This window comes from Treponema primitia ZAS-1 (assembly GCF_000297095.1).
Taxonomy (GTDB): domain Bacteria; phylum Spirochaetota; class Spirochaetia; order Treponematales; family Breznakiellaceae; genus Termitinema; species Termitinema primitia_A.
In genome coordinates, this window is the sequence record NZ_AEEA01000035.1 from 1 (window position 1) to 24,525 (window position 24,525).

General features: G+C 46.3%; 21 protein-coding genes. 14 read left to right on the forward strand and 7 right to left on the reverse strand.

From position 1 onward, the window contains the following. Positions 1 to 455: hypothetical protein (locus tag TPRIMZ1_RS18490; RefSeq protein ID WP_010255843.1), on the reverse strand; the 455-nt coding region annotated here is incomplete at its 3' end. Between the two features lie 614 nt (positions 456 to 1,069). Between TPRIMZ1_RS18490 and TPRIMZ1_RS0104920 the strand changes: the two genes are divergently transcribed. From TPRIMZ1_RS0104920 to TPRIMZ1_RS0104940, 5 genes are all read left to right on the forward strand, one after another. Next, positions 1,070 to 1,477: a cytidine deaminase family protein gene (locus TPRIMZ1_RS0104920; RefSeq protein ID WP_010255846.1), complete on the forward strand. Its 408-nt coding sequence runs from the start codon at positions 1,070 to 1,072 to the stop codon at positions 1,475 to 1,477. Between the two features lie 344 nt (positions 1,478 to 1,821). Next, positions 1,822 to 2,319, forward strand: a complete 498-nt coding sequence (locus TPRIMZ1_RS18495) for a hypothetical protein (protein ID WP_010255848.1) — start codon at positions 1,822 to 1,824, stop codon at positions 2,317 to 2,319. A 330-nt stretch (positions 2,320 to 2,649) separates the two neighbouring features. Continuing rightward, positions 2,650 to 3,072 carry a pyridoxamine 5'-phosphate oxidase family protein gene (locus TPRIMZ1_RS0104930; protein ID WP_010255850.1) on the forward strand — a complete coding sequence of 141 codons (423 nt, stop codon included), beginning with the start codon at positions 2,650 to 2,652 and terminating at the stop codon, positions 3,070 to 3,072. Between the two features lie 304 nt (positions 3,073 to 3,376). After that, a complete protein-coding gene (locus tag TPRIMZ1_RS0104935) occupies positions 3,377 to 4,387 on the forward strand; it encodes a hypothetical protein (protein WP_026043536.1) in 1,011 nt (336 codons plus the stop codon). A 190-nt stretch (positions 4,388 to 4,577) separates the two neighbouring features. Further along, complete coding sequence (locus TPRIMZ1_RS0104940; RefSeq protein ID WP_010255861.1) at positions 4,578 to 6,170, forward strand: FMN-binding glutamate synthase family protein; 1,593 nt, start codon at positions 4,578 to 4,580, stop codon at positions 6,168 to 6,170. Between the two features lie 52 nt (positions 6,171 to 6,222). Here TPRIMZ1_RS0104940 and TPRIMZ1_RS0104945 read toward each other — a convergent pair whose 3' ends face one another. Further along, positions 6,223 to 7,329: a hypothetical protein gene (locus tag TPRIMZ1_RS0104945; RefSeq protein ID WP_051004280.1), complete on the reverse strand. Its 1,107-nt coding sequence runs from the start codon at positions 7,327 to 7,329 to the stop codon at positions 6,223 to 6,225. A 55-nt stretch (positions 7,330 to 7,384) separates the two neighbouring features. On the opposite strand from TPRIMZ1_RS0104945, the gene amrB reads away from it, so the two are divergent. The 8 genes from amrB (at position 7,385) to xylA (ending at position 17,080) form a co-directional block, all read left to right on the forward strand. Then, positions 7,385 to 8,236, forward strand: coding sequence for an AmmeMemoRadiSam system protein B (gene amrB / locus TPRIMZ1_RS0104950; RefSeq protein WP_010255870.1), 852 nt, complete (start codon positions 7,385 to 7,387; stop codon positions 8,234 to 8,236). Between the two features lie 12 nt (positions 8,237 to 8,248). Next, positions 8,249 to 9,175 carry an AraC family transcriptional regulator gene (locus TPRIMZ1_RS0104955; RefSeq protein ID WP_010255873.1) on the forward strand — a complete coding sequence of 309 codons (927 nt, stop codon included), beginning with the start codon at positions 8,249 to 8,251 and terminating at the stop codon, positions 9,173 to 9,175. An 88-nt stretch (positions 9,176 to 9,263) separates the two neighbouring features. Beyond that, positions 9,264 to 10,625 carry an ABC transporter substrate-binding protein gene (locus tag TPRIMZ1_RS0104960; RefSeq protein ID WP_010255875.1) on the forward strand — a complete coding sequence of 454 codons (1,362 nt, stop codon included), beginning with the start codon at positions 9,264 to 9,266 and terminating at the stop codon, positions 10,623 to 10,625. Positions 10,626 to 10,730: 105 nt separating this feature from the next. Beyond that, positions 10,731 to 11,690: a carbohydrate ABC transporter permease gene (locus tag TPRIMZ1_RS0104965; RefSeq protein WP_010255879.1), complete on the forward strand. Its 960-nt coding sequence runs from the start codon at positions 10,731 to 10,733 to the stop codon at positions 11,688 to 11,690. Positions 11,691 to 11,727: 37 nt separating this feature from the next. Beyond that, complete coding sequence (locus TPRIMZ1_RS0104970) at positions 11,728 to 12,579, forward strand: carbohydrate ABC transporter permease (RefSeq protein ID WP_010255883.1); 852 nt, start codon at positions 11,728 to 11,730, stop codon at positions 12,577 to 12,579. Positions 12,580 to 12,587: 8 nt separating this feature from the next. Beyond that, a complete protein-coding gene (locus TPRIMZ1_RS0104975; protein ID WP_010255887.1) occupies positions 12,588 to 14,234 on the forward strand; it encodes a glycoside hydrolase family 43 protein in 1,647 nt (548 codons plus the stop codon). Next, positions 14,231 to 15,721, forward strand: coding sequence for a xylulokinase (gene xylB, locus TPRIMZ1_RS0104980; RefSeq protein ID WP_010255889.1), 1,491 nt, complete (start codon positions 14,231 to 14,233; stop codon positions 15,719 to 15,721). Before TPRIMZ1_RS0104975 ends, xylB begins: the two co-directional genes overlap by 4 nt. Before the next feature lie 18 nt (positions 15,722 to 15,739). After that, complete coding sequence (xylA, locus tag TPRIMZ1_RS0104985; protein WP_010255892.1) at positions 15,740 to 17,080, forward strand: xylose isomerase; 1,341 nt, start codon at positions 15,740 to 15,742, stop codon at positions 17,078 to 17,080. A gap of 18 nt (positions 17,081 to 17,098) precedes the next feature. Here xylA and TPRIMZ1_RS0104990 read toward each other — a convergent pair whose 3' ends face one another. The 4 genes from TPRIMZ1_RS0104990 to TPRIMZ1_RS0105005 are packed head-to-tail and all read right to left on the reverse strand — an operon-like array spanning position 17,099 to position 23,021. Continuing rightward, entirely contained in the window at positions 17,099 to 18,772 is a 1,674-nt protein-coding gene (locus tag TPRIMZ1_RS0104990; protein WP_010255895.1) for a motility associated factor glycosyltransferase family protein, read from the reverse strand. Next, positions 18,765 to 20,279, reverse strand: a complete 1,515-nt coding sequence (locus TPRIMZ1_RS0104995; protein ID WP_232616743.1) for a 6-hydroxymethylpterin diphosphokinase MptE-like protein — start codon at positions 20,277 to 20,279, stop codon at positions 18,765 to 18,767. The genes TPRIMZ1_RS0104990 and TPRIMZ1_RS0104995 overlap by 8 nt, the downstream gene beginning before the upstream one ends. After that, complete coding sequence (locus TPRIMZ1_RS0105000; RefSeq protein ID WP_010255901.1) at positions 20,236 to 21,165, reverse strand: hypothetical protein; 930 nt, start codon at positions 21,163 to 21,165, stop codon at positions 20,236 to 20,238. Before TPRIMZ1_RS0105000 ends, TPRIMZ1_RS0104995 begins: the two co-directional genes overlap by 44 nt. Continuing rightward, positions 21,165 to 23,021: a hypothetical protein gene (locus TPRIMZ1_RS0105005; protein ID WP_010255910.1), complete on the reverse strand. Its 1,857-nt coding sequence runs from the start codon at positions 23,019 to 23,021 to the stop codon at positions 21,165 to 21,167. The genes TPRIMZ1_RS0105000 and TPRIMZ1_RS0105005 overlap by 1 nt, the downstream gene beginning before the upstream one ends. A gap of 157 nt (positions 23,022 to 23,178) precedes the next feature. Between TPRIMZ1_RS0105005 and TPRIMZ1_RS0105010 the strand changes: the two genes are divergently transcribed. Further along, the gene (locus TPRIMZ1_RS0105010; protein WP_010255913.1) at positions 23,179 to 23,634 is read left to right on the forward strand and encodes a septum formation initiator family protein; all 456 of its coding nucleotides are present in this window, start codon (positions 23,179 to 23,181) and stop codon (positions 23,632 to 23,634) included. Positions 23,635 to 23,651: 17 nt separating this feature from the next. On the opposite strand, the gene TPRIMZ1_RS0105015 is transcribed toward TPRIMZ1_RS0105010, so the two are convergent. Further along, positions 23,652 to 24,500 carry a TP0183 family DNA metabolism protein gene (locus tag TPRIMZ1_RS0105015; RefSeq protein ID WP_038077903.1) on the reverse strand — a complete coding sequence of 283 codons (849 nt, stop codon included), beginning with the start codon at positions 24,498 to 24,500 and terminating at the stop codon, positions 23,652 to 23,654. Positions 24,501 to 24,525 lie beyond the last annotated feature (25 nt).

A 24,525-nucleotide genomic window follows, 5' to 3' on the forward strand; every position in this document is an offset into this window, starting at 1 on the left:
AAATTTGTATTATATATTATATGATTTTCATTTATTAAGGATACAAAATCATTCCAGTCGCTATTATATTCCCAATCGCCACCTAAATCAATTAATGCTCGATTTATAAGGCCACCAAAACATTTATATAAATTATCAAATGATCGTTTATTATTATGATATAGATTTAATCTTTTTTCAAGAAATTCGTCTCTATATCCTCCAATAGTTACAATATAGTCTTTTATTACTGGTGCAACATTATCATAATATTTATATAAATTTGTGTCAAATATTTCACTGATTTTATAATAAACAAATATTGCGACTTCAAATTTAATTACAGATTTATGTTCTACAGGACAATATTTATAAATAATATTTGAGATTTTTTCCGTTGCTATTGCAAAATTAATTATTGCAGTATATTCCTGTAGTTTTTGATGTTTTTTTTCTTCGCTATTTCCCAAAAACATTTGCAAACCTCCAAAGTTGCTATTTACAGTGTACTATGATTTTTTAATTTCGTCAATATTTTTAAAAATAATTCAAAAAAATGGCACATAACGTTCCGATTGTATGCGAAGGTTTTTTGGCGCGATAAGAAAATTGCGTAGCAATTTTAGCGCCAAAAAACTTTGGGTGGAGTGAGCCGTGGATTGCATTTTAATTATGTTATGCGGCTACGCCGCAGTTGACAAAAGAATAATAAAAAACCGCATAATAAAAAAATTATGAAATAAAATTATGCCAAGCGGCTACGCCGCTAATTTAATAATAAAAATAAATGAAGAAGAACCCGTGCGCCGTCCATGTCGCACGGCTAACGTAGAAGATTTTGCATCGCTTAACATACGGTATATGTTCCGCCGCCATTCGGCGGCTCCAGGGTTCCGTTCGCCTAGGTCACTTCGTTCCCACGGCTCACTGCACCTACATTTTGCCCGCCCTGGTCTTGCTTCGCAAGCCCTTATTCGGGCGGTCAAACCGTTATATACCTTGCACGTTATACGACATTTGCCCTAAGATTTGTTGGGGAATATATTGACAAAAAGAATGAAACAATATAAACATAAATGAAGGGGAAAAAATGAAAGAAATTGGATTTAAAGAATTATATAAAATAGCAATGAGTAAAAATAATCCGCGAAAAATATCTCCATTCATAGAAGCTGGAGAAGTTTCTGCGGCTATATTAACAGAGAACGGTAATGTTTATACTGGTGTTTGTATTGATACTGCCAGTACTTTGGGTATGTGTGCAGAACGAAATGCAATAGCTAATATGATTACTAATGGTGAATCAAAAATAATTAAATTGGTTTGTTGTTTCAGTGATGGAAGAATTGGATCGCCTTGTGGGGCATGTAGGGAATATCTTATGCAACTTGATAAGGATAGTGGGAATATTGAAATACTAATAAATTATGAAAAAATGGAAATAATTAAATTAAAAGATATTATTCCAATGTGGTGGGGAGACGAAAAATTTAAATAATAATTATGTCAAACGACTTTGCCGCTAATTTTATAAAAAAATATATGAAGAAATAGAATAATTAAAATAATGGAGTACGGGCAAACGCCGTATAACAGGTCTGTATACGCTACGGGGCTAAAGCCCCTCGGGGTTCCGTTTCGCTAAGTCGCCTTCGGCTCCCACGCTCCACTCCACCCAAAGTTTTTATGGCGCAAAATGCTGCGCATTTTTTTATCGCGCCATAAAAACCATCGCATACAGCCGGAGCGTTATACGAAATGCACAATTTTACCTTTGTTTACATAAGTATTGACAATATTAAAAAAGAACTGTAATCTAAAGTCTATAAACGGAGAAGTGTTATGCCGAAAGATACTGATATAATTAAAAAATTGATAATACCCAATGCCCCACAAAAAGATTTCAGGGAAGCGCTTAAAAAAATTGAAAAGGGTCAATATGAAGTGGAAACATTAGTAAATGGCAATAAAATTCATATCAGTAAACCTGGATTTAAAGGAAAAGATGATTTCAGGGTCGATATATTTGATCCTAATAAAAATAAAAATTCATCATTAACACATGAATATTTATTTGATGATATAGCAAAAAAATATCAAAAAGAACCTGTTGGGACAAAAAAATTAGTATGTGGACTTCTTGATGTTTGCAATGGCAAAGAACCGGATAAAGTAATAAAAGATAATAAACTAAAAGATACAGTAGGGCTGTCAATTGATGTTATATTAAAAAATTATAAATGGATATGGGGACAAGAAGATTGTAATTATCCTCAAGGCAAAGGAAGATGGCTTTCAATGGATGCACTGTTGAAAGAATATGAAATAGAAAAGCCGTGAAAGAAATTATTCACTTCGTATAACATACGGTTTACGGTTCGTCGCTTCGCTCCTCTGGGTTCTGTTCACCTAGGTCGGCTACGCCTCTTACGGCTCAGTACACCCACATTTTTATTGTGCTATTAAAAATGAAGTAAACATTTCACGTTATGCGAAATTTTGGCTGAATGTTTCTGTAAATAAAACAATAATAATATAAAAAAATATTGTACAAAATATTTGAACAATGGTTGACAAAATATTTAATGGTATGATACTATCATTTAGAATATTTACAATAATAATGTAAAACATTTTTCTGTAAACTACATAAATGGAGGTAATCTTGAAATGATAAAAAATCCGGTAGAAACGATTGGTAATTTAATAGAAAAGCAAGGAATTAGTTTTATAAGTTCCATTGATGAAAATGGTTTTCCCAATACAAAGGCAATGTTACCTCCGGTTAAACGGGAAGGCATAAAAACATTTTATTGGCATACTAATTCACCGTCAATGAGAATAAAACAATACAAAAATAATTCAAAGGCTTGTATATATTTTTATGATAAACGGTTTTTTAAGGGCGTAATGTTAAAAGGAACAATGGAAGTATTGGACGATATAAAAATAAAAAAAGAAATTTGGAAAGACGAATATACAAAATATTATACAGGAGGAATGGATAGAGGAGATTTTATAGTAATAAAGTTCACGGCAGAAAATGGACGGTATTATAGTAACTTTAGTTCGGAAGATTTTAAGATAGAATAATATAAAAATTAAAATAAAAAATAGGAGTATAAAAGCAGTCCAAACTTCACATAACAGGACTGTATACGCTTCGGGCCTAAAGGCCCTCAGGGTTCCGTCCGCCTAGGTCATTTCGCTGCGCTCCATTCCCACAGCTCACTCTACCCAAAGTTTTTATGGCGCTGGAAACCTTCGGTTTGCTTTATCGCGCCATAAAAACCTTCGTATACAGCAGGAACGTTAGTCGCAATAAACCAAAAATATTTGTTAAATATTTGTTAAAATAATTGACAAAATTATAATAATAAAATATAAAAAACATACTATGAATAAAAATAAATTATTAGCTATTTTCGTTTTTCAATTATTTTGTCAAAATTATTTGCTTTCTCAAACACAACCGGAAAATTATGTGTTTTTTAATTTGGACAGGGAGCTCATCAGAAACGCTTCTTTTTATGATTTTAGACAATTTGCAGGAGCACAAATAAAATATACATGGAGAAGTTTGGAGCGTGAAAAAGATGTATATGACTTTTCCACTATAGAAGAAGATAGATTGTTTTTATTAAGCAAAGGAAAAAAATTATTTATTCAGATTCAAGATGTTTCTTTTAGTTCAAATATCAGAAATGTACCCAATTATATTATTGAAGATCCGCAATATCATGGAGGGATTAATTCACAATATGAATTCGCTGATGATAATGATAATAACCCACGGGAGACTGGCTGGGTATCCCGCCGCTGGGATAGAGCGGTAGCTGAACGTTTTCATAAACTTATAATGGAATTAGGAAAACAATTCGATGGAAAAATAATAGGTATAACATTACCCGAAACATCCGTTGACTTTGGTTCTACTGGAAAATATTATCCAATTGGGTTTACTCCAGAAATATATCGGGAGGCGATAAAAGCAAATATGAATGCGACACATTTAGCATTTAATCAGTCAATGGTTATTCAATATGTTAATTTTATGCCCGGAGAATGGCTTCCATGGGATGATAAGGGTTATTTATCATCATTATTTGAATATGCTGAATTATTAAAAATTGGAATTGGCGGGCCTGATCTTATACCCTATAAAAGAAATCAAATGAATCATGGGTATTCCTTTGCACAAAAATATCAAGGAAGAATAAAATTAGGTTTTGCGGTACAAGAGGGTAATTATAATCAAAAAAATGAACAAACAGGATGGACATTAACGGTACAAGAAATTTATGATTTTGCAAAAAATTATTTGAAGACAAATTATATATTTTGGTATCCAGAAGAACCATATTTTACGAGAGATGTAAAACCACTATTATTGAGAGAAATAAGATAAAAAGGGGTTTACTGCGCCTAACAGGTTTGTTTACGCTTCGTCGTTTCTTATCGGAGTTCTGTTTTGATAAATCGGTTATGCCTCCCATAGGTATGTCATCATTTTTTGGCGGCGGTGAAAATAAGATTTTTCTTGCTTTTTTCCCATAGTATGGTAAAATTATTTTCACAAATAACTATGGAGGAAAAGTATGAATTTACAGCGTCCCAATGGTAATGACGCCACACGGTCGGTTAACCGCTCGACCAGTGTGGTACCCTCAAGCGGCCTCTGTTCCCGGTGTATCGACGGGTGCAAGGGGAATTGTGAAATCTTTAAGGCAACATTCAGGGGCAGGGAACTCATCTATCCAGGGCCTTTCGGGGATATAACTGCGGGGGGGGATAAAAATTACCCCGTGGATTATTCCCATCTCAATATCCAAGGATATGCCCAGGGCGCCGAAGGGCTTCCTACGGGAACTCCGGCGGACCCGGATCATGCCCGGTTTCCCCTGGTTAACACAGAAACCGAATACGGCTGGGATAAAAAAGTTAAAATGACCATGCCGGTATTTACCGGCGCCTTGGGATCCACCGAAATTGCCCGGAAGAACTGGGAACACTTTGCCGTGGGAGCCGCCATTTCAGGGGTTACCATAGTCTGCGGCGAGAATGTTTGCGGCATTGATCCTGGACTGGAATTGAATGGCAGCAAAAAAGTAGCTAAAGCCCCCGACATGGACCGGCGTATTGCAGCCTACAAAAAATACCACTCAGGGTACGGGGAGATCCTTATTCAGATGAATGTGGAGGATACGAACCTCGGTGTGGCGGAGTATATTATTGAAAAGCATAAAATCGAAACCATAGAGCTTAAGTGGGGCCAGGGCGCTAAATGTATAGGCGGCGAAATCAAAGTCGGTTCCCTTGAGCGGGCTCTGGAACTCCAGAAGCGGGGCTACATCGTTACCCCCGATCCATCGGATCCCATTATCCAGGCCTCTTTTAAAGACGGGGCTATTAAAGAATTTGAACGTCACAGCCGCCTGGGCTTTGTTACTGAAGAAGGCTTTATGAAGGAAGTGGCCCGCCTGCGTGGTCTTGGCTTTAAACGTATCACCCTTAAAACCGGCGCTTACAGTCTTAAAGAATTGGCTATGGCTATCAAATACTGTTCCAAAGCTAAGATCGATCTCCTCACCATTGACGGCGCTTCAGGCGGCACCGGCATGAGCCCCTGGCGCATGATGGAAGAATGGGGTGTTCCTTCACTTTACCTTCACAGCGCAGCCTATGAGTATTCATCAATACTTGCCGCCCAGGGTGAGCGGGCGCCCGACCTCGCTTTTGCGGGCGGGTTCAGTTCCGAAGACGGTGTCTTTAAGGCCCTGGCCTTAGGCGCCCCCTATGTAAAGGCGGTGTGTATGGGCCGTGCGCTCATGATCCCCGGTATGGTGGGAAAGAACATAGCCCAATGGCTTAAAGATGGGAATCTTCCCAAAACTGTAGCCGATTACGGAAGCAGCCCGGAAGAGATTTTTGTTAACTACGAAAAAGTAAAGAACATCGTTGGGGGAGGGGAAATCGACAAGATACCCCTGGGCGCCATCGGTATCTACAGCTATGCGGATAAGCTCAAAGTCGGCCTCCAGCAGCTCATGGCCGGGGCCCGGCGTTTCAATCTTTCTATCATCAGCCGTAAAGACCTCATGTCCCTTACGGAAGAGTGCACCAAAGTTACGGGCATTCCCTATCTTATGGATTGTTACCGTGATGAGGCCATGAAGATACTAAGGGGCTAATGAAGGAATAGCCATCGGGAAAAAATGAGAGTGAGGATATTATATCCTCCGGTCATTTTTTTCCATGGTTTTTTACAAAGGCCCGGTATTTTTCGGGATCGCTCTTAAAGGCAATGATCGGGGATTCCGGTTCCAAGCCGGTCTTTTCCAGAGCTTTGGAAGCCTCAAGGAGAAGCCGGTCCGCTCCAAGCAGCCGTCCTGAACGGGCGCTGATGCCGATACGGAGATCGCTCTTGTGTGGGAATATCTCCGGAAGGCTGGTTAGTATCTGGTTGTGAAACTGCTTGGCCTTAGCAAAGCTCTCGTCAAGGTTGCTGTTGGGAAGGATTATAGATATGCCCCGATCTCCCCGTTCAAAGATGAGGTCTTGGTCGGTAAAAAACTGCAGCGCCCGGTCGATAAATTTTCGGTAGACAATGGAATCATCCCCAACGCCAAACCCGGCGGTAAGGCTTAATTCCATGAGAATCAGGGTCAGATCCTGTTCAGCGGCGGAACAGATGCGTAAGTTCAAGTCCAGCTTTTCCTTGGTATGGGATTCCCCGGCCGCATTACTACGGCTCAATGGGGGGGCTTTTTCCGGGGTGGGATAGATTTTCTGCATTTTATCCGAAACCAAGGATTCTGCTTTCTTATTGGTGATAGAGGAAATCAACAGGGTCACCGCGGACAGAAGGATGGCGGCTAAAATCATTAAAAGGGATTGTTTTAATACAAGTGTAAAGGCAGGGTAATTAATGTCATTAGATACCGCAGTGATGGTTGCATTCCGCAGTCCGTCAACCCGGAGGGGGGCAAAATGGGGATTCCGGGAGACCCCAAAACGGCGCTGGAACCGGGGGTTTTCTCCCTCCCAGGTAATGATACCGTTATTGTCCCGTTCAAAGGTAAATTCAGCCCCAAAGGGCCCTGTAACGATGACCCCCTGGATGGTTTTTGAACCCGTAACGGCATCCCGGACTGCATCCTTAAAGGGCTCCTCCATGAATCCCAGCACACCCGCAGAGGAGGCAATATCCGCCAGATCATAAAATTCCCTTTGAGCGATATTCCGGCGTTCATTAATACCCGTAATTATCCGTATAACGCCGGTACCGATGGCCGCAGCGTACAATACGATACTTATCACTGCAATAATTGATGTAACTTTTATTCGCATAAACGTAGTATAATCGGTTTTTGAAATTCTTGCTAGAATGTTTTAGAATATTTGTATGAGTTTACGAAAAATACGCCTTCCTCCGGGCTGGTATCCCCAAACAACAGAGGCGGTTTCCCGTTTTTTGGAAAAAACCATTCGGGAAAACCGGGATGATGGGACCGCATCGGCTGCGGCAGCTCCCCATGCGGGTTGGCGTTATTCAGGCGCCATTGCCGCCAGAGCGTTCCTGTCGTTGAAACGGGACGTGGATACGGTGCTTGTAATCGGCGGCCATATTCCGGGCGGAATGCGCCCCCTTATGGCCGAGGAGGACGCTGTGGAGACTCCCTTGGGGGATATACCGGTGGATACGGAATTTCGTATTGCCCTTGGTCAGTCTCTGGACTGTCTGCCGGACCAATATGCCGATAATACTGTTGAGGTACAGCTTCCAATGGTTCGTTATTTCTTCCCGGCGGCAAAATTGCTCTGGCTCCGGTTCCCGGCAGACGAAAGTTCCTTTGAGTCGGGTAAGGAAATTACCCGGATAGCCGAAAAAATTGGTCGGAACTTGGTGGTTTTGGGTTCCACGGATCTGACCCATTACGGGAACAACTACGGATACAGTCCCCAGGGCGGAGGCAAAAAGGCCCTTGCCTGGGTTCGGGATGTAAACGACGCCAATTTTATCGCCGCAGTTAAATCCGGCGATCCCCGGGCAATTTTAGACCGGGCGGAGAAAGATCGTTCCGCCTGTTCTGCCGGGGCTATTCTGGGGGCTCTGGGTTTTGCAAAGGGCTTTGTCCAAGAATCCGGCGTACCAAAGGCTGAGCTTCTGGCTTACGGAACCAGTGCTGGCGAAAATCCGGAGGAGGGGGAAATCCCCGACTCTTTTGTGGGGTACGGAGCTTTTTGTTGGAGATGAAGGGGGGAAGGAATGGGCATACATACAAAATCTGAACAGAAACCTTGGCAGGAAAAGGAACCCTTTGCCTATTCCTTCCCCTACCGTTCCTGGGACAGCATGATGCCCCTTTTTACCTTTCCCCTGCATTGGCATGAATACCATGAAATACTGTATGTGGTAAAGGGGAAAACCTATGCGTCCTTAGCCGGTGAAACCTACGAAGCTTCGGAGGGAGATATAATAACCATAAGCAATGGTATATTGCATGGTTTTTTCCCCTCAAGTCCCGGTACATCGGCTCGAATATTCCAATTTGAATCTAAAATATTTAATGAAAGCGGTATTGAGCTGCGGGACGGCGTTCATGGGGATCCGGTATTTGCGCGGAAGCCCCTGCTGAGCGCGAAAAAAGACGGAATCCTCTATAAAAAAGCGATGTCCCTTATTATGGATATGTTTAAGGAATATAACCAGCGGGACGCCGGATTTCGCCTCTCCATCAAATCTAAGCTTTATGAATTTGCCCTGATGTTTCTCCGGGAAATACCCTCCGAACAAGTTATCAGACCAAATAAAAACACGAACCATAAATATATGAATGAGCGGCTGGAACAAATATTATCCTTTATATTTAAAAATTTTGATAAATCGAATATTACCCTGGATGATGCCGCCGGGGAGGCTGCCTTAAGTAAATTCCATTTTACCCGGTTCTTAAAGGAACAGACCGGACAGAGTTTTCATTCCTACCTTTCCATGGTACGGATCAGCCATGCGGTGGAGTATCTTGTTAAAACCGATACCTCCGTTACGGATATTGCCTATCAAAGCGGCTTTTCAAGCTTGAAAACGTTTAACCGGGTTTTTAAAACCTATACGGGGAAAAACCCCTCCCAATACCGGTATGAGGCCAGTGTCGGGGGCGAGGCCATAAAGGCCCTGGTTCATCAGAAATAAATAGCAATTTTTGAGGTAAACTCAACAATAATTGGCGAGCACAATTTTCCACCTACCCCTACAATTCATATAGGTTAGGAGGATTATAATGATAAAGAGAAAGCTTATTTTTGCGTTTGTTTTTGGTTGCGCGTTGATTACTCTGGTTCTTACCGGGTGTAGCAAGAAGTCTGATGGAGGGGCAGCCGGTTCAACCGGCGCTAAGCAGGTCATCAATTTGTGGAGTTTTACCGATGAAGTGCCTAAAATGCTCGATAAATATCGGGAACTTCACCCCGATTTTGACCAGAAATATGAAATTAAAACCACAATCATCGCCACGACGGACGGTGCGTATCAGCCGGCCCTTGACGCGGCGCTTTCGGGCGGCGGCAGCGGCGCTCCCGATATCTATACCGCCGAAGCGGCCTTCGTGCTGAAATACACCCAGGGGGATGCCGCTCAGTTTGCGGCTCCCTATGCGTCTTTGGGTATTGATGTCAGCAGTGCGCTGCGGGAAGCCGACATTGCCCAATATACGGTTGATATTGGCTCACGGGGCAGCGAGCTTGTTGCCCTCGGCTTTCAGGCAACCGGCGGCGCCTTCATTTACCGGCGCTCCATTGCCCGCGATGTCTGGGGTACCGATGATCCGGCGGCGATTAAGGGCAAGGTTGGCCCCGGTTGGGACAAATTCTTCGCCGCAGCCGCCGATCTTAAAGCGAAGGGTTATGGCATCGTTTCAGGTGACGGCGATATATGGCATGCGGTTGAAAACAGCTCCGACCGGGGCTGGATTGTAGACGGCAAGCTCAACATCGATCCGAAACGTGAAGAATTCCTCGATCTTTCAAAGCGGCTTAAAGACAACGGTTATCACAACGACACCGAAGACTGGCAGGACGCCTGGTTTGCCGACATGAAAGACGCCGGTGCAAAAAAGGTCCTGGGCTTCTTCGGTCCCGCTTGGCTCATCAACTACGTTATGGCAGGTAATTCCGGCGGCAGCAAGCCCGGCGAAGGCACCTACGGCGACTGGGCGGTCTGCGAGCCTCCGGTCGGCTTCTTCTGGGGCGGCACTTGGCTTTTAGCCAATAAAGACAGCAAGGTTAAGGATGCTGTCGGGGACATCATTAAATGGGTTACCCTCGACTATTCCGAAACCGGGTTGCAGTATTACTGGGCCAACGGCACGCTTAACGGCCCCGGCGGGACCAAGGACACGGTCGGTTCCGGTACTGTCATGAGCCGCTCCGACGGTTCACTTGAATTCCTCGGCGGACAGAATATGTTTGATGCATTCGTCCCTGCGGGACAATTTGCCAATGGCAAGAACCTTACCCAGTACGACGAATCGATCAATCTAAGCTGGCGCGGACAGGTACGGGAATACACCAACGGCAACAAGTCCCGCGCTAAGGCCCTTGCAGACTTCAGGCAGCTGGTAGCGGACAATCTTGATATACGGTGACCCGATGACGGCTTGCCATCATCTTCAGGTTTGACCTGAAAGTCTTGGGCGCCTTTGGAAAACGGGGGAATAACATCCCCCGTTTATTCATAGCAAGGAGGTCTTATGCAGCGCACAAGTGTCAATTATTCAAAGTACGGGTATATCTTCTGCATACCATTTGTTCTTGCCTTTCTTATTTTTTCGTTATACCCCATACTGTATACCGCAGTTATTGGTTTTACGGATCTGCGGGGTTTGGGCAAGACGGATTTTCATTTTTTGGCTAATCCTTTCGAAAATTTTCAATCGGTTCTTAATAATCCTTCTTTTATTAAATCCTTGCAAAATACGGGGCTGATTTGGATAATCAATTTTATCCCCCAGATAGCGCTGGCGTTGCTGCTCACCGCATGGTTCACCAATGAACGCCTCAGGGTAAAAGGGCAGGGGGCGTTCAAGGTTATGCTGTACATGCCGAACATCATTACAGCGGCAACCATAGCAATATTGTTTAACTCCCTGTTCGCCTATCCCATGAGTCCGGTCAACTACCTTGCCGTGAAATTGGGGTTTATAGATGCACCGATGAATTTCCTGCTTCAAAAATGGACGGCCCGGGGTATCGTGGCGTTCATCCAGTTCTGGATGTGGTACGGCAGCACAATGATCGTGCTTATTGCCGGCGTAATGGGCATAAGTCCAACGCTGTTTGAGGCGGCTGCAATCGACGGCGCTTCGGGTATACAGACGTTCTTCCGCATAACCCTCCCCAGCTTACGGACAATATTGCTCTATACCCTTATCACGAGCATGATAGGCGGATTGCAGATATTCGATATACCGAGGCTGTTCCTCCTCGGCGGTCCCGATAACGCTACGCTTACAACGAGTGTATTTATTTTCAATCAGGCTTTCAGCGGAAGCTATCTTTACAACAGGGCGGCGGCTGCAAGTATGATTATGTTTCTTATAATAGGGGTATTGTCCGCGATATTGTTCTACGTTATGCGCGATAAAGATGCGGAGAAACAGAAAAAGGCGAAAAAAGAACTGGCAAGGGCGGCAAGGAGGTTCCCCTCATGAACATTCATCCGACGAACGTAGTAAGGAGGTTCCCCTCATGATCCGACATAACGATGCTATTTCCCGTAACCTGAGCAAGACGGTTATTTATATTGTTTGTATTTTTCTATCGATTTTAAGCATACTGCCTTTCTGGATTATGTTTATGAACGCAACCCGAAGCACATTCGAAATCCAGCAGAACGCAGTATCGCTCTTGCCGTCAAAATACTTTTTAAGCAACTGGAAAATACTGCTCGGCAAGAGTTTTAACCCCCTGGTTGGTTTCATAAACTCTTTTATTGTTTCCACAGGCGCAACCGTCTGCGCGGTGTACTTTTCATCCCTCACGGCTTATGCAATTGTTGCCTATGTGTGGAAAGCGCGGGAGGCGTTCTTCACCTTCATCATGTGCGTGCTTATGATTCCCGCCCAGGTTGCGGGCATAGGGTTCTACCAGTTTATGTACCGTATTCACTGGACAAACAGCCTTTGGCCGTTGATACTACCCGCCATAGCCGCGCCTGCAATGGTATTTTTTATGCGCCAGTATCTTCTTGCCTCGCTGTCCCTTGAAATCGTGGACGCAGCCCGCATAGACGGTTCCGGCGAGTTTGCCACCTTCAACAGGATAATTCTGCCTATTATGAAGCCCGCAATAGCGACACAGGCGATTTTCTCGTTTGTCGCCAATTGGAATAACCTGTTTACCCCCCTCATCCTGCTTACCGACAAGAATCATTACACCATGCCGATTATGGTAAGCCTTTTGCGGGGTGACATATATAAAACCGAATACGGTTCAGTATATCTTGGGTTAGCACTCACGTCACTGCCGCTGTTCGTCATATATTTCCTGCTTTCACGGTACATCATAGCAGGGGTAGCCCTCGGCGGCGTAAAAGAATAGGAGTAACCATGATAACTGTTTCAAATCCAATATTGCCCGGCTTTCATCCTGACCCGTCAATACTGCGGGTGGGTGATACCTATTATATTGCCAATTCAACCTTTGAATGGTATCCCGGGGTTGAAATTCACCGGTCAAAGGATCTTGCATCCTGGGAACAGCTTCCTTCGCCGCTCAGTGAAAAACGGCTTCTGGATATGCTTGGCAATCCCGCTTCCGGTGGAATATGGGCCCCATGTCTCAGTTATTCTGATGGCCTGTTCTACCTCGTCTTTACCAATGTCCAGAGTTGGAATTCAGGCCCCTGGAAGGATGCCCCCAATTACCTTACCACCGCCCCTTCAATCGAAGGTCCCTGGTCCGATCCGGTATTTCTGAACGCCTCCGGTTTTGATGCGTCCCTGTTCCACGATGATGATGGAAGGAAATGGCTGGTAAACATGGAATGGGATTACCGCAAAACAAATGTTGCCTGGCAATTCACCGGCATTCTTTTGCAGGAATATGATTGCAAAGAAAAAAAACTCGTCGGAAAAGTAAAGAATATCTTTACCGGGACGGCAATTAAACTGGTGGAGGGGCCTCATCTCTATAAAAAAAATGACTGGTATTATCTATTAACCGCCGAAGGGGGAACCCAGTATGAACACGCCGCTACCCTGGCCCGTTCAAAAACTATTGATGGGCCCTATGAGGTCCATCCGACAAACCCCCTGTTAACATCCTATGGAAGGACGGATCTTTATTTACAAAAGGCGGGACATGCCAGTTGGTGTGATACCCCCAATGGCAAAACCTATCTTGCCTTCCTCTGCGGACGTCCGCTCCCGGGAACGAAACACTGTGTCCTGGGACGTGAAACCGCATTAACAGAACTTGAATGGCATAGCGATGGCTGGCCCTATGTCAAATACGCGGACCTGAACGGGACGGATAAACCCCGCAGCGTTTTTGGGGAAAGCATTCCGAATTTTCCCGGTGCAAGCTTTGCACCGCCGGAGCCCCTTGCGGAGCTTCCGAAACCGTACTCTGTTTTAAAAAATTACCGGTTCGATACCAATAGTATTGACCGGGATTTTAAGACCCTGCGTACTGCGCCTGATACTGAGTTTTACTCCCTTAACGCCCGTAAAGGCTTTCTGCGTCTTCGGGGAGGACAATCGCCGGTCTCCCGGTTTAAACAAACCCTTCTGGCCCGCCGTCAGCTTGATTTTTCCTTTGCCTCGGAAACCTATATGGAATTTGAACCCAAGAGCTTTCATGAATTGGCTGGGCTTTCCTGGCGCTATGATGAAAATAATCAGTACCTGCTTGCCCTTTCCTATGATGAACAAAAGGGCAGGGTCCTTTCCGTTCATTCGATGATCGCCGGCGTGTATTCCCGGACCGATGATACGGCCTTGTCCAAGGATGGCGGAATCTGGCTTGGTCTGACCGTTCACGGTACTACGGGCAGATTCCGGTATTCCCTGGATGGGAATGTCTGGAATACCCTGCGGCCTGTCCTTGACGCAGCGGTCCTTTCGGATGAATATTATCAGGAGGGTTTTACCGGCGCTTTTATCGGCATGTTCTGTATAGATACGGCAAATTATGCCGCCCATGCTGATTTTAAGTGCTTTATGTATACGCCCTTAACGGAGGAATTACAATGATAAGGACTGTCGCCGGTATTGACATGGGTACCCAAAGTATCAAGGTGGTTCTGTACGACTGGAATGCCCATCGTATTATCGCTTCAAAGGCAGAGCCGGTAGAACTTATTGCGGAAAGTGACGGGACCCGTGAACAAAAAACAGAATGGTTTGATGCGGCGCTGGAAAAATGTTTTTCCGCCTTTTCACCGGAAGAAAAAAATAGTATTGCCGCCATAGGGATTTCGGGACATCAGCATGGTTTTGTGCCCCTGGACGCGGATGGTAAGGCTCTATACAACGTAAAGCTTTGGAATGATACTTCCACCGCCGAGGAATGCCGGATAATCACCCAGGCGGCCGGTGGGGATGATGCGGTCATAGCAGAGGTCTGTAACCTTATGCTGCCCGGGTTTACTGCCCCAAAAATACTTTGGCTTAAACGGCATAAACCTGAGGCTTTTGCCCGGCTGCGCTACATTATGCTTCCCCACGATTACCTTAATTACCGCTTTACCGGTGAATACAAAGCCGAATACGGGGATGCCTCGGGTATGGCGATTTTTAACGGGAAAACCCGTTCCTGGTCAAAGAAGATATGCGCCATAATTGACGAAAAGCTCCTTGGTTTGCTGCCCCCCCTTATCAATTCGGATGAGCCCAACGGCTTTGTCCATGACGCGGCGGCCAAGCGTTTTGGGATTCCGGCGGGGATTCCCGTTTCTTCCGGGGGCGGTGATAATATGATGAGCGCCATCGGAACCGGCACGGTTCGGGATGGGGTTCTTTCCATGAGCCTGGGCACATCAGGTACCCTCTACGGTTACTCGGAAACGCCCCTGTCTGATCCAAAAAACGGGCTTTCGGGCTTTAATTCATCCACCGGCGCTTATCTTCCGCTTTTGTGTACGATGAACTGTACCGTGGCCACCGAAGAAGCCCGTCGTATATTTAACCTGGAGGTGAAAGAATTCGACGCGCTGGCGGAAAAATCAAAACCCGGAGCGGAAGGCATCGTGTTTCTCCCCTTCTTTAACGGCGAACGCACCCCGAACCTTCCCAATGGCCGGGCGAGTATTTCCGGTATTAGCGCGGTTAACTTTACCAGGGAAAACGTAGCCCGGGCCGCGATGGAATCGGCAATTTTTGGGATGCGCGGCGGTCTGGAGGCTTTTGTGAAGCTTGGCTTTAAGGCCCGTGAAATCAGAATCACCGGCGGGGGGAGTAAAAGCCCTATCTGGCGTCAGATGGCAGCGGATATTCTGAACATCCCCGTAAAACGTCCTGCAAATGCGGAATCCGCCGCCATGGGCGGCGCAATACAAGCCCTCTGGTGTCTCCTGAAAAAAGATGGAAAGCCTGCGGATATAGCGGTCCTTACGGATGAACATATAGAAATTCAGGAAAATGAAAGTATCAAACCGGATAGCAAAACTGTCGCTGCATATAATACCGCATATACGGAGTATAACAAGTACCTTAAAGCGCTTAGTCCGCTTTATCAATAATGAGAATTGGAGTATTGTATGGCAAATTATTTTACCGGCGGCAAGGAATATTTTCCCGGCATAGGAAAAATCCCTTATGAAGGAAGCGGATCAAAAAATCCCCTGGCCTTTAAGTATTATGACGCCGAAAAAACGGTGCGTGGAAAAAAAACAAAGGATTGGCTTCGTTTTGCAATTGCGTATTGGCATAGTTTCTGCGGTGATGGTGCGGACCCCTTTGGCTCCGCTACCCATATCTTCCCATGGAACAGTACCAATGAACCCCTGCAGAACGCTAAAAATAAAGCGGACGCGGCTTTTGAATTTATCACCAAGATCGGTGCTCCCTACTATTGCTGGCATGACCGGGATATAGCCCCCGAAGGCAAGGACCCCGATGAAACCGCCAAGAACCTCGGTATTATTGTTGATGAGTTGAAGAAGCGGCAGGATGCTACGGGGGTAAAACTCCTCTGGGCAACGGCCAATGTGTTTACCAATCCCCGGTTCATGAACGGGGCGGCGACCAACCCTGATTTTAACATTGTGGTTCAGGCCGCCAATCAGGTGAAACATGCTATTGACGGCGCCATAAAGCTCGGCGCCGAAGGGTACACCTTCTGGGGCGGCCGCGAGGGTTATATGTCTTTGCTTAACACGGACATGAAACGGGAAAAGGAACACCTCGCCATATTCCTGACCATTGCACGGGATTATGCACGCAAACAAGGTTTTAAAGGTTCTTTCTATATCGAACCGAAACCGATGGAACCGACCAAACATCAGTATGATTTTGATTCCGAAACGGTTATCGGTTTTTTAAAAGCCCACGGCCTTGAGAAGGACTTTAAGTTGAATATTGAGGCTAACCACGCGGAACTTGCGGGCCATGATTTCTATCATGAACTGTCGGTCTGTGTTGATAACGATATGCTCGGATCGGTTGACGCAAACCGCGGCGAACCCCGTAACGGCTGGGATACGGATCAATTCCCCTCCAGCGTTTATGAGACCACCCTGGCGATGCTTACTATCCTCCGCATGGGCGGTTTCAAAACCGGGGGGCTTAATTTCGATGCAAAAATCCGCCGCAACTCAATTGATCCTGAGGATCTTTTTATCGCCCACATCGGCGGTATGGACACCTTTGCCTACGGACTTGAAAAGGCCTCTGCGGTCCTTGATGACGGGCGTATTCCGGATCTGATTAAAAAACGTTACTCCTCCTTTGATTCAGGGGATGGCGCGAAATTTGAGAAGAGCGGATTTACCCTGGACGCGTTGGCCGCTCTTGCCAAGGATTACGGTAAAGCCGGCTGGACCAGCGGCAAGCAGGAACTGTTTGAAAATCTCTTTTCTGATATTATATTGTTAAAATAAATAGTTTGTGTTGGGGGGTTACTTAATAACCTTATTTAGCTCCCCAATGCAATATTCTTTTACCGCATTAAAAACCGCCGGGGTATTCAAATCCGGCGACCTTTTTTTTAATGCCGCTGCAGTGGGAAGCAGGGTAGTAAAGATAATGTTTTCTTCTTGGGTAAGGACCGCGAGGTAGTTCTGTACCGGCCCTTGTATGACAGGCAGGGCGGATATACCCGTTTGGTAACGGGTAAGGAATTCCCGGGCGCCCATGGCTGCTTTTCCGGATGAAAAAAGCCGATATACCCCGCCAATGTCTCCGGCAATCCTTTCTCCCAGCCCGGGTTTAAGGCTTATTGGCGCCCCCATGCCTGGGGCGGAGTATACCTTCGCAGTAATGTTACGAACCTTTTCTTCAAGCCGCTGCCGGTACATGGTTAGGGCCTTTGTTTCATAATACCAGGATTTTTTTTCCGGGTTCTGCTTGGAAAGAGGAGTTCTGTAAAGAAAAGCTGAGTGAAGGGCCTCCAGGGAAGCGCAGCGAGTTTGACGGTTTTCAAAGAGGGTACGGATATAACTCCCACGGGCATAGGTGATCCCCAGGGGATATGAAAAATCGGCGCCGTATAACTCAATACTCCGGGCGCCAAGGTATTCCGCCAGGGACAGGGCTGCGTAACTGACATTGGCTCCGGAAGTATCCAGTTCCGGAATAGGCCGCCAATACCGGGACAAATAACGGGTTAAGGGATGTCCTCCGGAGAAAAAATAAGGCCGGATAGAACGGGATGCCACCAGGGGAGGGCTGGCCAGATCGAGAAAGAGCAGGGTATGTTCGGGAAGCCCCGCCATAAAATGGTAGTAACTGATATGCTGGCAATCGATGGAAACCACCGCATCCGGTTCCAGGCCTGCGCTGAGCAGGCTTGGCAGGGAAGTATCCGCAGCAATAATGAAGGGCCGTTCTTTTTTTTCCAGCAGTAAAGGTATCTGTGCATCCAGGCTCGGCCCGGCGGCGCATATGGCGGCGCTGCGTATCGGGGGGAGGGCAGGGGTACTCTGTTCCGCCAGGGGCAGATTGCGGACGATATTAGAAAACCAGCGTTTGCCAAAATGGGCCTGAACAGAATAATCCGCAGATACCGCATCAATGGCGGACTTAATCACCTCTCCGGCCTCGGTGAACAGGGGGCGTCCAAAATCGGCCCTGGTACGCAGCGGCAGCAATGCGAAGCCGCCGCAGATACCGGGTTTATACCGATCCAGGATATGTTTTTCCAGGGCTTCCCAGGAAGGATCCACCAATAAGCGGAACCGGGGATCGTTAAAGATACTAATATATTCCTGGGAGCTTAACAGTTCCGCTACGCCGTGGATATCAAAATCAATAACCGTAAGTTCCTCGGTTTCGGGCCGTTCAAGGGCTGCTTCCACGTGGAAGGCCCCGCCAAGACCGAAAATGATAAGAAACCCCTCGTTGCCAAGGGTGGAAACCAGGCGTTTCCCTTCCTTCCGTGGATCCACCAGGGAATGGAGAGGATGTGCGGCGCCGGAAGAATCAACCAAAGCGGGGATGGATACTCCGGAACGGGAATCGATAAATTTATATTTACCCCGGGTAGTTTCCGCTCCGGAAAGACGGGAGCAGAGGGGTGGATCAAATCTGGAGAGGGCTAATAGGTTACGCTCAAAGAAAAAACTCTTATCCATGGTCAACCCCGCTGGCGGCATATATTTCCTCCCGAATCGCTTCGGCAGATACCGTGGAAGAACCGGGGAAAAGCAGGGGGCCTAGTTCCTGCATAAGAACCTTCCGGGTTTCATCGGATTCCATGGCATGCAGCAACGCTGCTGATATCGTTTCTGTGGATGGTTCTTCATTCGGTATTGCTGTTTCTGCGACGAAATCTTTTACAGGTCCCGATACTGGAGAAAGAATACGGCTACTGCGTTCCGTAAAAACAGAACTGTTATTTCCAATGGAAAAGAGACGATCCGGATAGGAGGCCATTTGGCGGGCAAACCATTGGGTGTAGATGCCATGGCTGCCTGCGGCCGCGATAGAGGAAGCGCGCATAAAGGTTTGAGAATATACCGGATTGAAGTGGGATTCCTTATCCGTAAGGAGCCTCTCAAAACTGTAGGGCCTGGCATGGGTTTTGATATCCCGGTGGCCAAGATCTGTGCCGGTTATATATATAGGCCCTTGGGAGAGCTTAAAAGCCAGATCCAGGGCGGTGGCGGTAACGGTTCCCCGTTGGGGAAGCACCGCAAAGGGAAGGCCAGTACTGTGCAGCAGAAGATTCTGCCAGAGGGACCCGTCGCTTATGGGAAGCCAGGGAAGTTCAGCGAACTGGGAGGGGAGGGCAGCCGTAATCGCCGCAGCAAAGGCCGGGACCTTTCGCTGTTTGGCCCTGAGAGCCTCGTAAAGATGCAGCAGAGCCCAGTTTCCGCCATCGGTGGTAAGTATCAGATCCGGCTGCAAACATGCGGACAGCAGCGCAGGAACGGAGGATGAGACAGCCAGGATAAATAGTGACGCATACTTTTTCTGTTCCATTAAAATGGGGATGGTCTCCTCCAGACTCGGTCCGGCGCCGGTGATTACTATTGGAGAAAGAAAAGGGTGATAACGGAGAGATTTTTTTAAAAGCCGAAGATTTTTAAATACATTTTTAAACCACCGTCTTCCAAAATTATCTACGGTCCGTTTATTGGCGTCTATCCTTTTTATATATTCCACGATTTCTGCAAAAAGTTTGAGGTATGCCTCACCAAAGGCTGCCTGGGAAGGACGCCATTCAACTATGGCTACCGCAGCAGCTTCCGTATCAGGCAAATGGTTTTCCAGAAAGTGCAGCAGGGTCTCCCCGGAACCGGGGCTCCATACCCCATCAGCAGCACCGCCGCAGGAACTGATTTCAGGGCGGGAAAAAAAATCGGAAACATGGATGTTTAGGATAACGGTGTGGGGAAAATTTTTCCGTAGTACCTCCGCAGCGTATCCCAAACCGGGCTCCAGGAGGATAAAAAAACGAACACCCCCACGAAAGTTGAGGGAATTGATATATTTTTCCGCCTCTGCGGGGGGATTATACCGTGAATGCAGGGCCAGATCTCCGACATAGACCGTAGGGAAACCACTTCCCGTAGAAACAAGCCGTTCAAGCATATTATAGGTAGGGCTGGATAAGCTCCAGGGCTTTATCCGGAACATCCGTTTCAAAACAAACCAGAACTTCGGCGCCAAGGCTCTTGGAAAGCCGATGGGCGACAATTTCCCGGTCAAGAGACGGGGGAAGCAGGACAAGTACCCGTTTGGAGGGAAGAACTATCAGCGGGCCAAATGCCCCGGCCATGACAGAGACATGTTCGGCAAAGGGAGCATTACTGCTTTTTGGCGCCACCGCCGGCGCCTCAAGAAGTATACCCTGAAAATCAGTGTTATTTTGATGGTACCCGGTAATTTTTGTGCGTATCCCTTCCGGGGTTTCTTCCGGTTCCACCCCTTGGAAAGTTTGTGAGGCGGAAAGCGAAGATTCCGCCGGATTTTCTTCTTTTGGAATAGCTTCTTTCCGGGTAATGATATCTTCCGGTACTTCCAGATCAAATCTTTCCGGCGCCGGTTCTGCCCGGTTCTCTATTGGGAAAAACACTTTGTTGGTTTCAGAAATAAGTAATGCTATTGCTGCCGGATTAAAACCGGAACCGCTTTCCTCTACCGCAAGAAGAAGGTAACGGAAGGGGCTGCAATTATCCAGGGTAAACATCCAGAGATTCATACCGGCTGTGAAGAATTTAAAGCCAAAAGATTCCGGATTGGAAATTTTTAAAAATGATTGTTTTCCTCCGGTTAAACCATCTTTTGGTATACGAAGTTTGCTAATTCCCAGCCCTACGGAGACATAGCTTTCATAGACATCTTTTTTCAATTCCAAGCATGCACCGATTTTAAAGGAACCGTAGCCTTTTAAAAGACTAAGTGCGGTATAGGCGGATGATTTTTTTAACCCAAGCCGTAAAATTCTATCCCGCAGAGCCTTACCTGCTTCACTTAATTCCCGAGAAGATTCTTTGATAGATGCCTTATTTAAAAGACCCATTAGCTTATGCCTAATTCCTCGAAGAGTTTTTTGTAGGTATCAAAATATTCGGATTTGGCAAACTCTTCAATCTTTTCTTCAGGAAGAGATTCCAGCAGTTTGTCCATATAGACAAGTACATTTTTTAGTTCCATTTTAATGGAGGAAGGAATCCCTAAACCTGAATCCGGTTGTGTTGGAATTTCGATGGAAAAATTATCCGGTAAATCTATATTCAGATCCCCGGCGTCCGCGGTATCCGCGGCGCCGGGACCGTCAAAATTTTTATCATCAAGCTCCAAATCATTACATAGTTCGTCGATCTCCTCGAGGGGCAAATCAAGTTCCGGAAGATCCAGCACGATTTGCATACCGTCGGGCAGGGCCTGTTCCAGATTTTCATCTACCACAGGCTCTGTAGGGTCCTCTCCATCGTCATCTAAAGATATTGATTCAAAGGAATCGTCGGTAATAACATTATCCTGGACATTTTCCTGGATAGGAAGCTCCGCATCTTCGGTGAGCATTTCAAAGTTCAGATCCCCATCGGAAATTTCAAGAGATATTTCATCGTCAGCAACTATGGGATCATCAAAGGATACTTCGGTAAATTCGGAACTACCGGAATTGTTTTCCGCAGCGGCGGTCTCCCCGGTCGAAAGGTCAATCGATTCACCTCCGCTTGAAAAATTGTCGAAAGAAACATCCTCAAAAAGATTTTCATCAAGCTTGGGTATGTCCGTATCATCCATATTGTCCAGATCGATCAGTGAAAGGTTATCCAGGGAAGGTTCTTCCAATGGAGTCTCTTTGATACCTTCGCTCAGATCCGGCTCGTCGATGATCGCATCGGACAGATCAATTTGCTCCTCCGCCAGAGGATCCTCCTCAAGGTAGCTCGTATCATCGGGGGGAGGAGTCATGGGTTCCACCCCGTTTTCCCTGAGGGCCTTTAAGGCCTCGGTATCCTTCGTCTCAAGGGAGGTATCGACGTCTTCACTGTCCGCTAATGTACGGTTCAGCGGCCTACCCAGACCATCGTAGAGGATCTCTCCAGGGGAATCGTTGTCTTCAATTTCCGCAGCAGGAGCCGGTTCTTCCGGAACTTGCAATGAAGTTTCCTGCGCAGGGATGGTATCTCCGGATGCCCGATACAAAGGCCTGCCCAGGCCATCGTAGAGGAGCTCCTCACCGGTCTTGTTGTTCTCCAAGCTTTCCATTGCCGCAGTGTCCAGGGAAATAAATTCATCGTTAAGGCCTTCGCCGGCGTCTGATCCGGTCTCCTCGGTGAAATCGGCGGTATGAATAATATTGTTAAGCTCATCCCCGGTGAGGGCGATTTTATCATCGTCCTCTTCATCAAAGAACCCGGTCCCGTCGGCTTCATCTTCACCGGCATTTTGATCCGGTCTTTCGTTACGGATTACCAAAAGCTCGCTTTTAAGGCTGGACAATTCGCCTTTTATTGAAGCCAGTTCATCGGCGATTTTCATCAATATTTGGGTGGAAACATCCGCCGTATCGCCCTTGCCTATTCCTTGGGGAGCATCATGTACCGGGGAGGATTGAATATCTTTCCGTACTGCCTCTACATCATCAAAGCCAAGGTCTTCCTCGATGGAATTTCCATCGGAACCGTTAAAGTCCTCAAACGATAAATCTTCGGAAGCCGTTCCATCCGGGGGAACTTCGGCGTTAAATTCAGGGGGAAAACCGGAAACGCTTCCCAAGTCGGAAAGGAATCCACCACCCAGGTCCTGGCTTTCGCTTAGATCATGGGGTTCAAGTTTTACCCATACGCCATACTCATCAAGTTCATCGGAGGACCCGATTGTACTGCGATCATCGTATATTGAAGGATTTTTTTTTGCTGCCATGACCCTCTCCCACTAAAATTACACGTATAATATCAATTATCGTCAATACATACTATATATTGAGCTTATCTGTGGTTTTTTCTGTTGTCAATGGATATTTGAAAAACCGTCACGGAGTACCCTCAAGAATAGGGAAAAATAGCCGTTAATATGTATAATGCGTTTCTTGAAATACCTCATAGCAGTCTGGACGACCCTGGCCGTATATACGGTTTCCGCTTTTTTTGTGGGCCCCACTGGGTCCTACGCATATAAGCAGCTTTCGGCAGAGCGGGAAAAACAGCGGACAAATATTGAAGCTCTGCAGAACCTTAATCAGGAACTTGCGGGGACCGTGAATTCCCTGACATACGATTCGGATACCATCATGATCTACGCTCGGGAGCTTGGTTATGGCGCCTCGAATGAGAATTTTGTCCGGATCGTGGGGCTTGGGGGGGCTAAAAAGCAACGGACCACCGCTGGGCAGATTACGATCCCCCGATCTCCGGGTTTTATTCCCGAAAGGATACTCTGGTTCCTCGCTTTCTGCGCCGGGATTGGGGTGCTTGTTCTGTTAAGCATTTCCGAATTTATGCGGGAACGCCGTATACGTTGGCGTAACTACCGCTAATGGGATGCCGAACATCGCTAGCGCGATGTTTTCGTCCATTCCGCTTCCTGGACAGAACCGGGAATTAATTCTACAAACCTGTTAGCCTCGTACCGTACGCCGGTGAATGTTTTTAAGCCCCGTAAAACCGTACCGTTATCGTAAAGAAAAAGTACATACTGCCAAGGTTCCGCACGGGATTTAAGTATCCTGGCCACCTCAAAGGGCATGGGATGATAGAACCGTTCCGTATTTGGAGAAATTTGGGTAACCTTTAGGCTGTTATCCTCAATCTTGTAAACCAGATTCATCTGTACGCCGGAAGAAAGGATGGCTATTCCGGTTCCACCCCGCTGGAGACGAACAATCGCAATCCCGGTATCACCCCGCCAAGTACCCAGAATGCGAGATTCCGCGAGAATTTCCTGGGATACCGCCTCATGAAACATTCCATCAAACCCGGTGGAAAAGGCCGCTTCCACCAGGGATCGTGCCTTTAAGGTTAAATCGGTGGTTGTTCTATGTATGGAAGTATGATACGCCGTTTCCCCGGTTTCGTTTTTAATTATCTTCAAAGATAGGATCCGGGTATCTTGATCAACGGTAATACTTCCGGAAAGGATAAAATCCGGCATCTTATCCGCAGACAGGGAATAAGTTTCATTTTCTTGTACGGGACTTTCCATGCCTGCGTCGTAAACCTGTACTACATCGCCAATGTCGGTTACATAAGACTGTATCAAGGTTGAAATAAACCGCGCTTCTTCCTGGCCTAAACCTTCTATAACAAAGGGTATGACCTGAATGATCGGTTTATTATCCTCCGCCGCAAGGGGGACGGAACAAAGAATTGGGAAAAGAAAAAAGGACAAAATCATCCTTTTCATATTAATATTATACAATATAATCTAT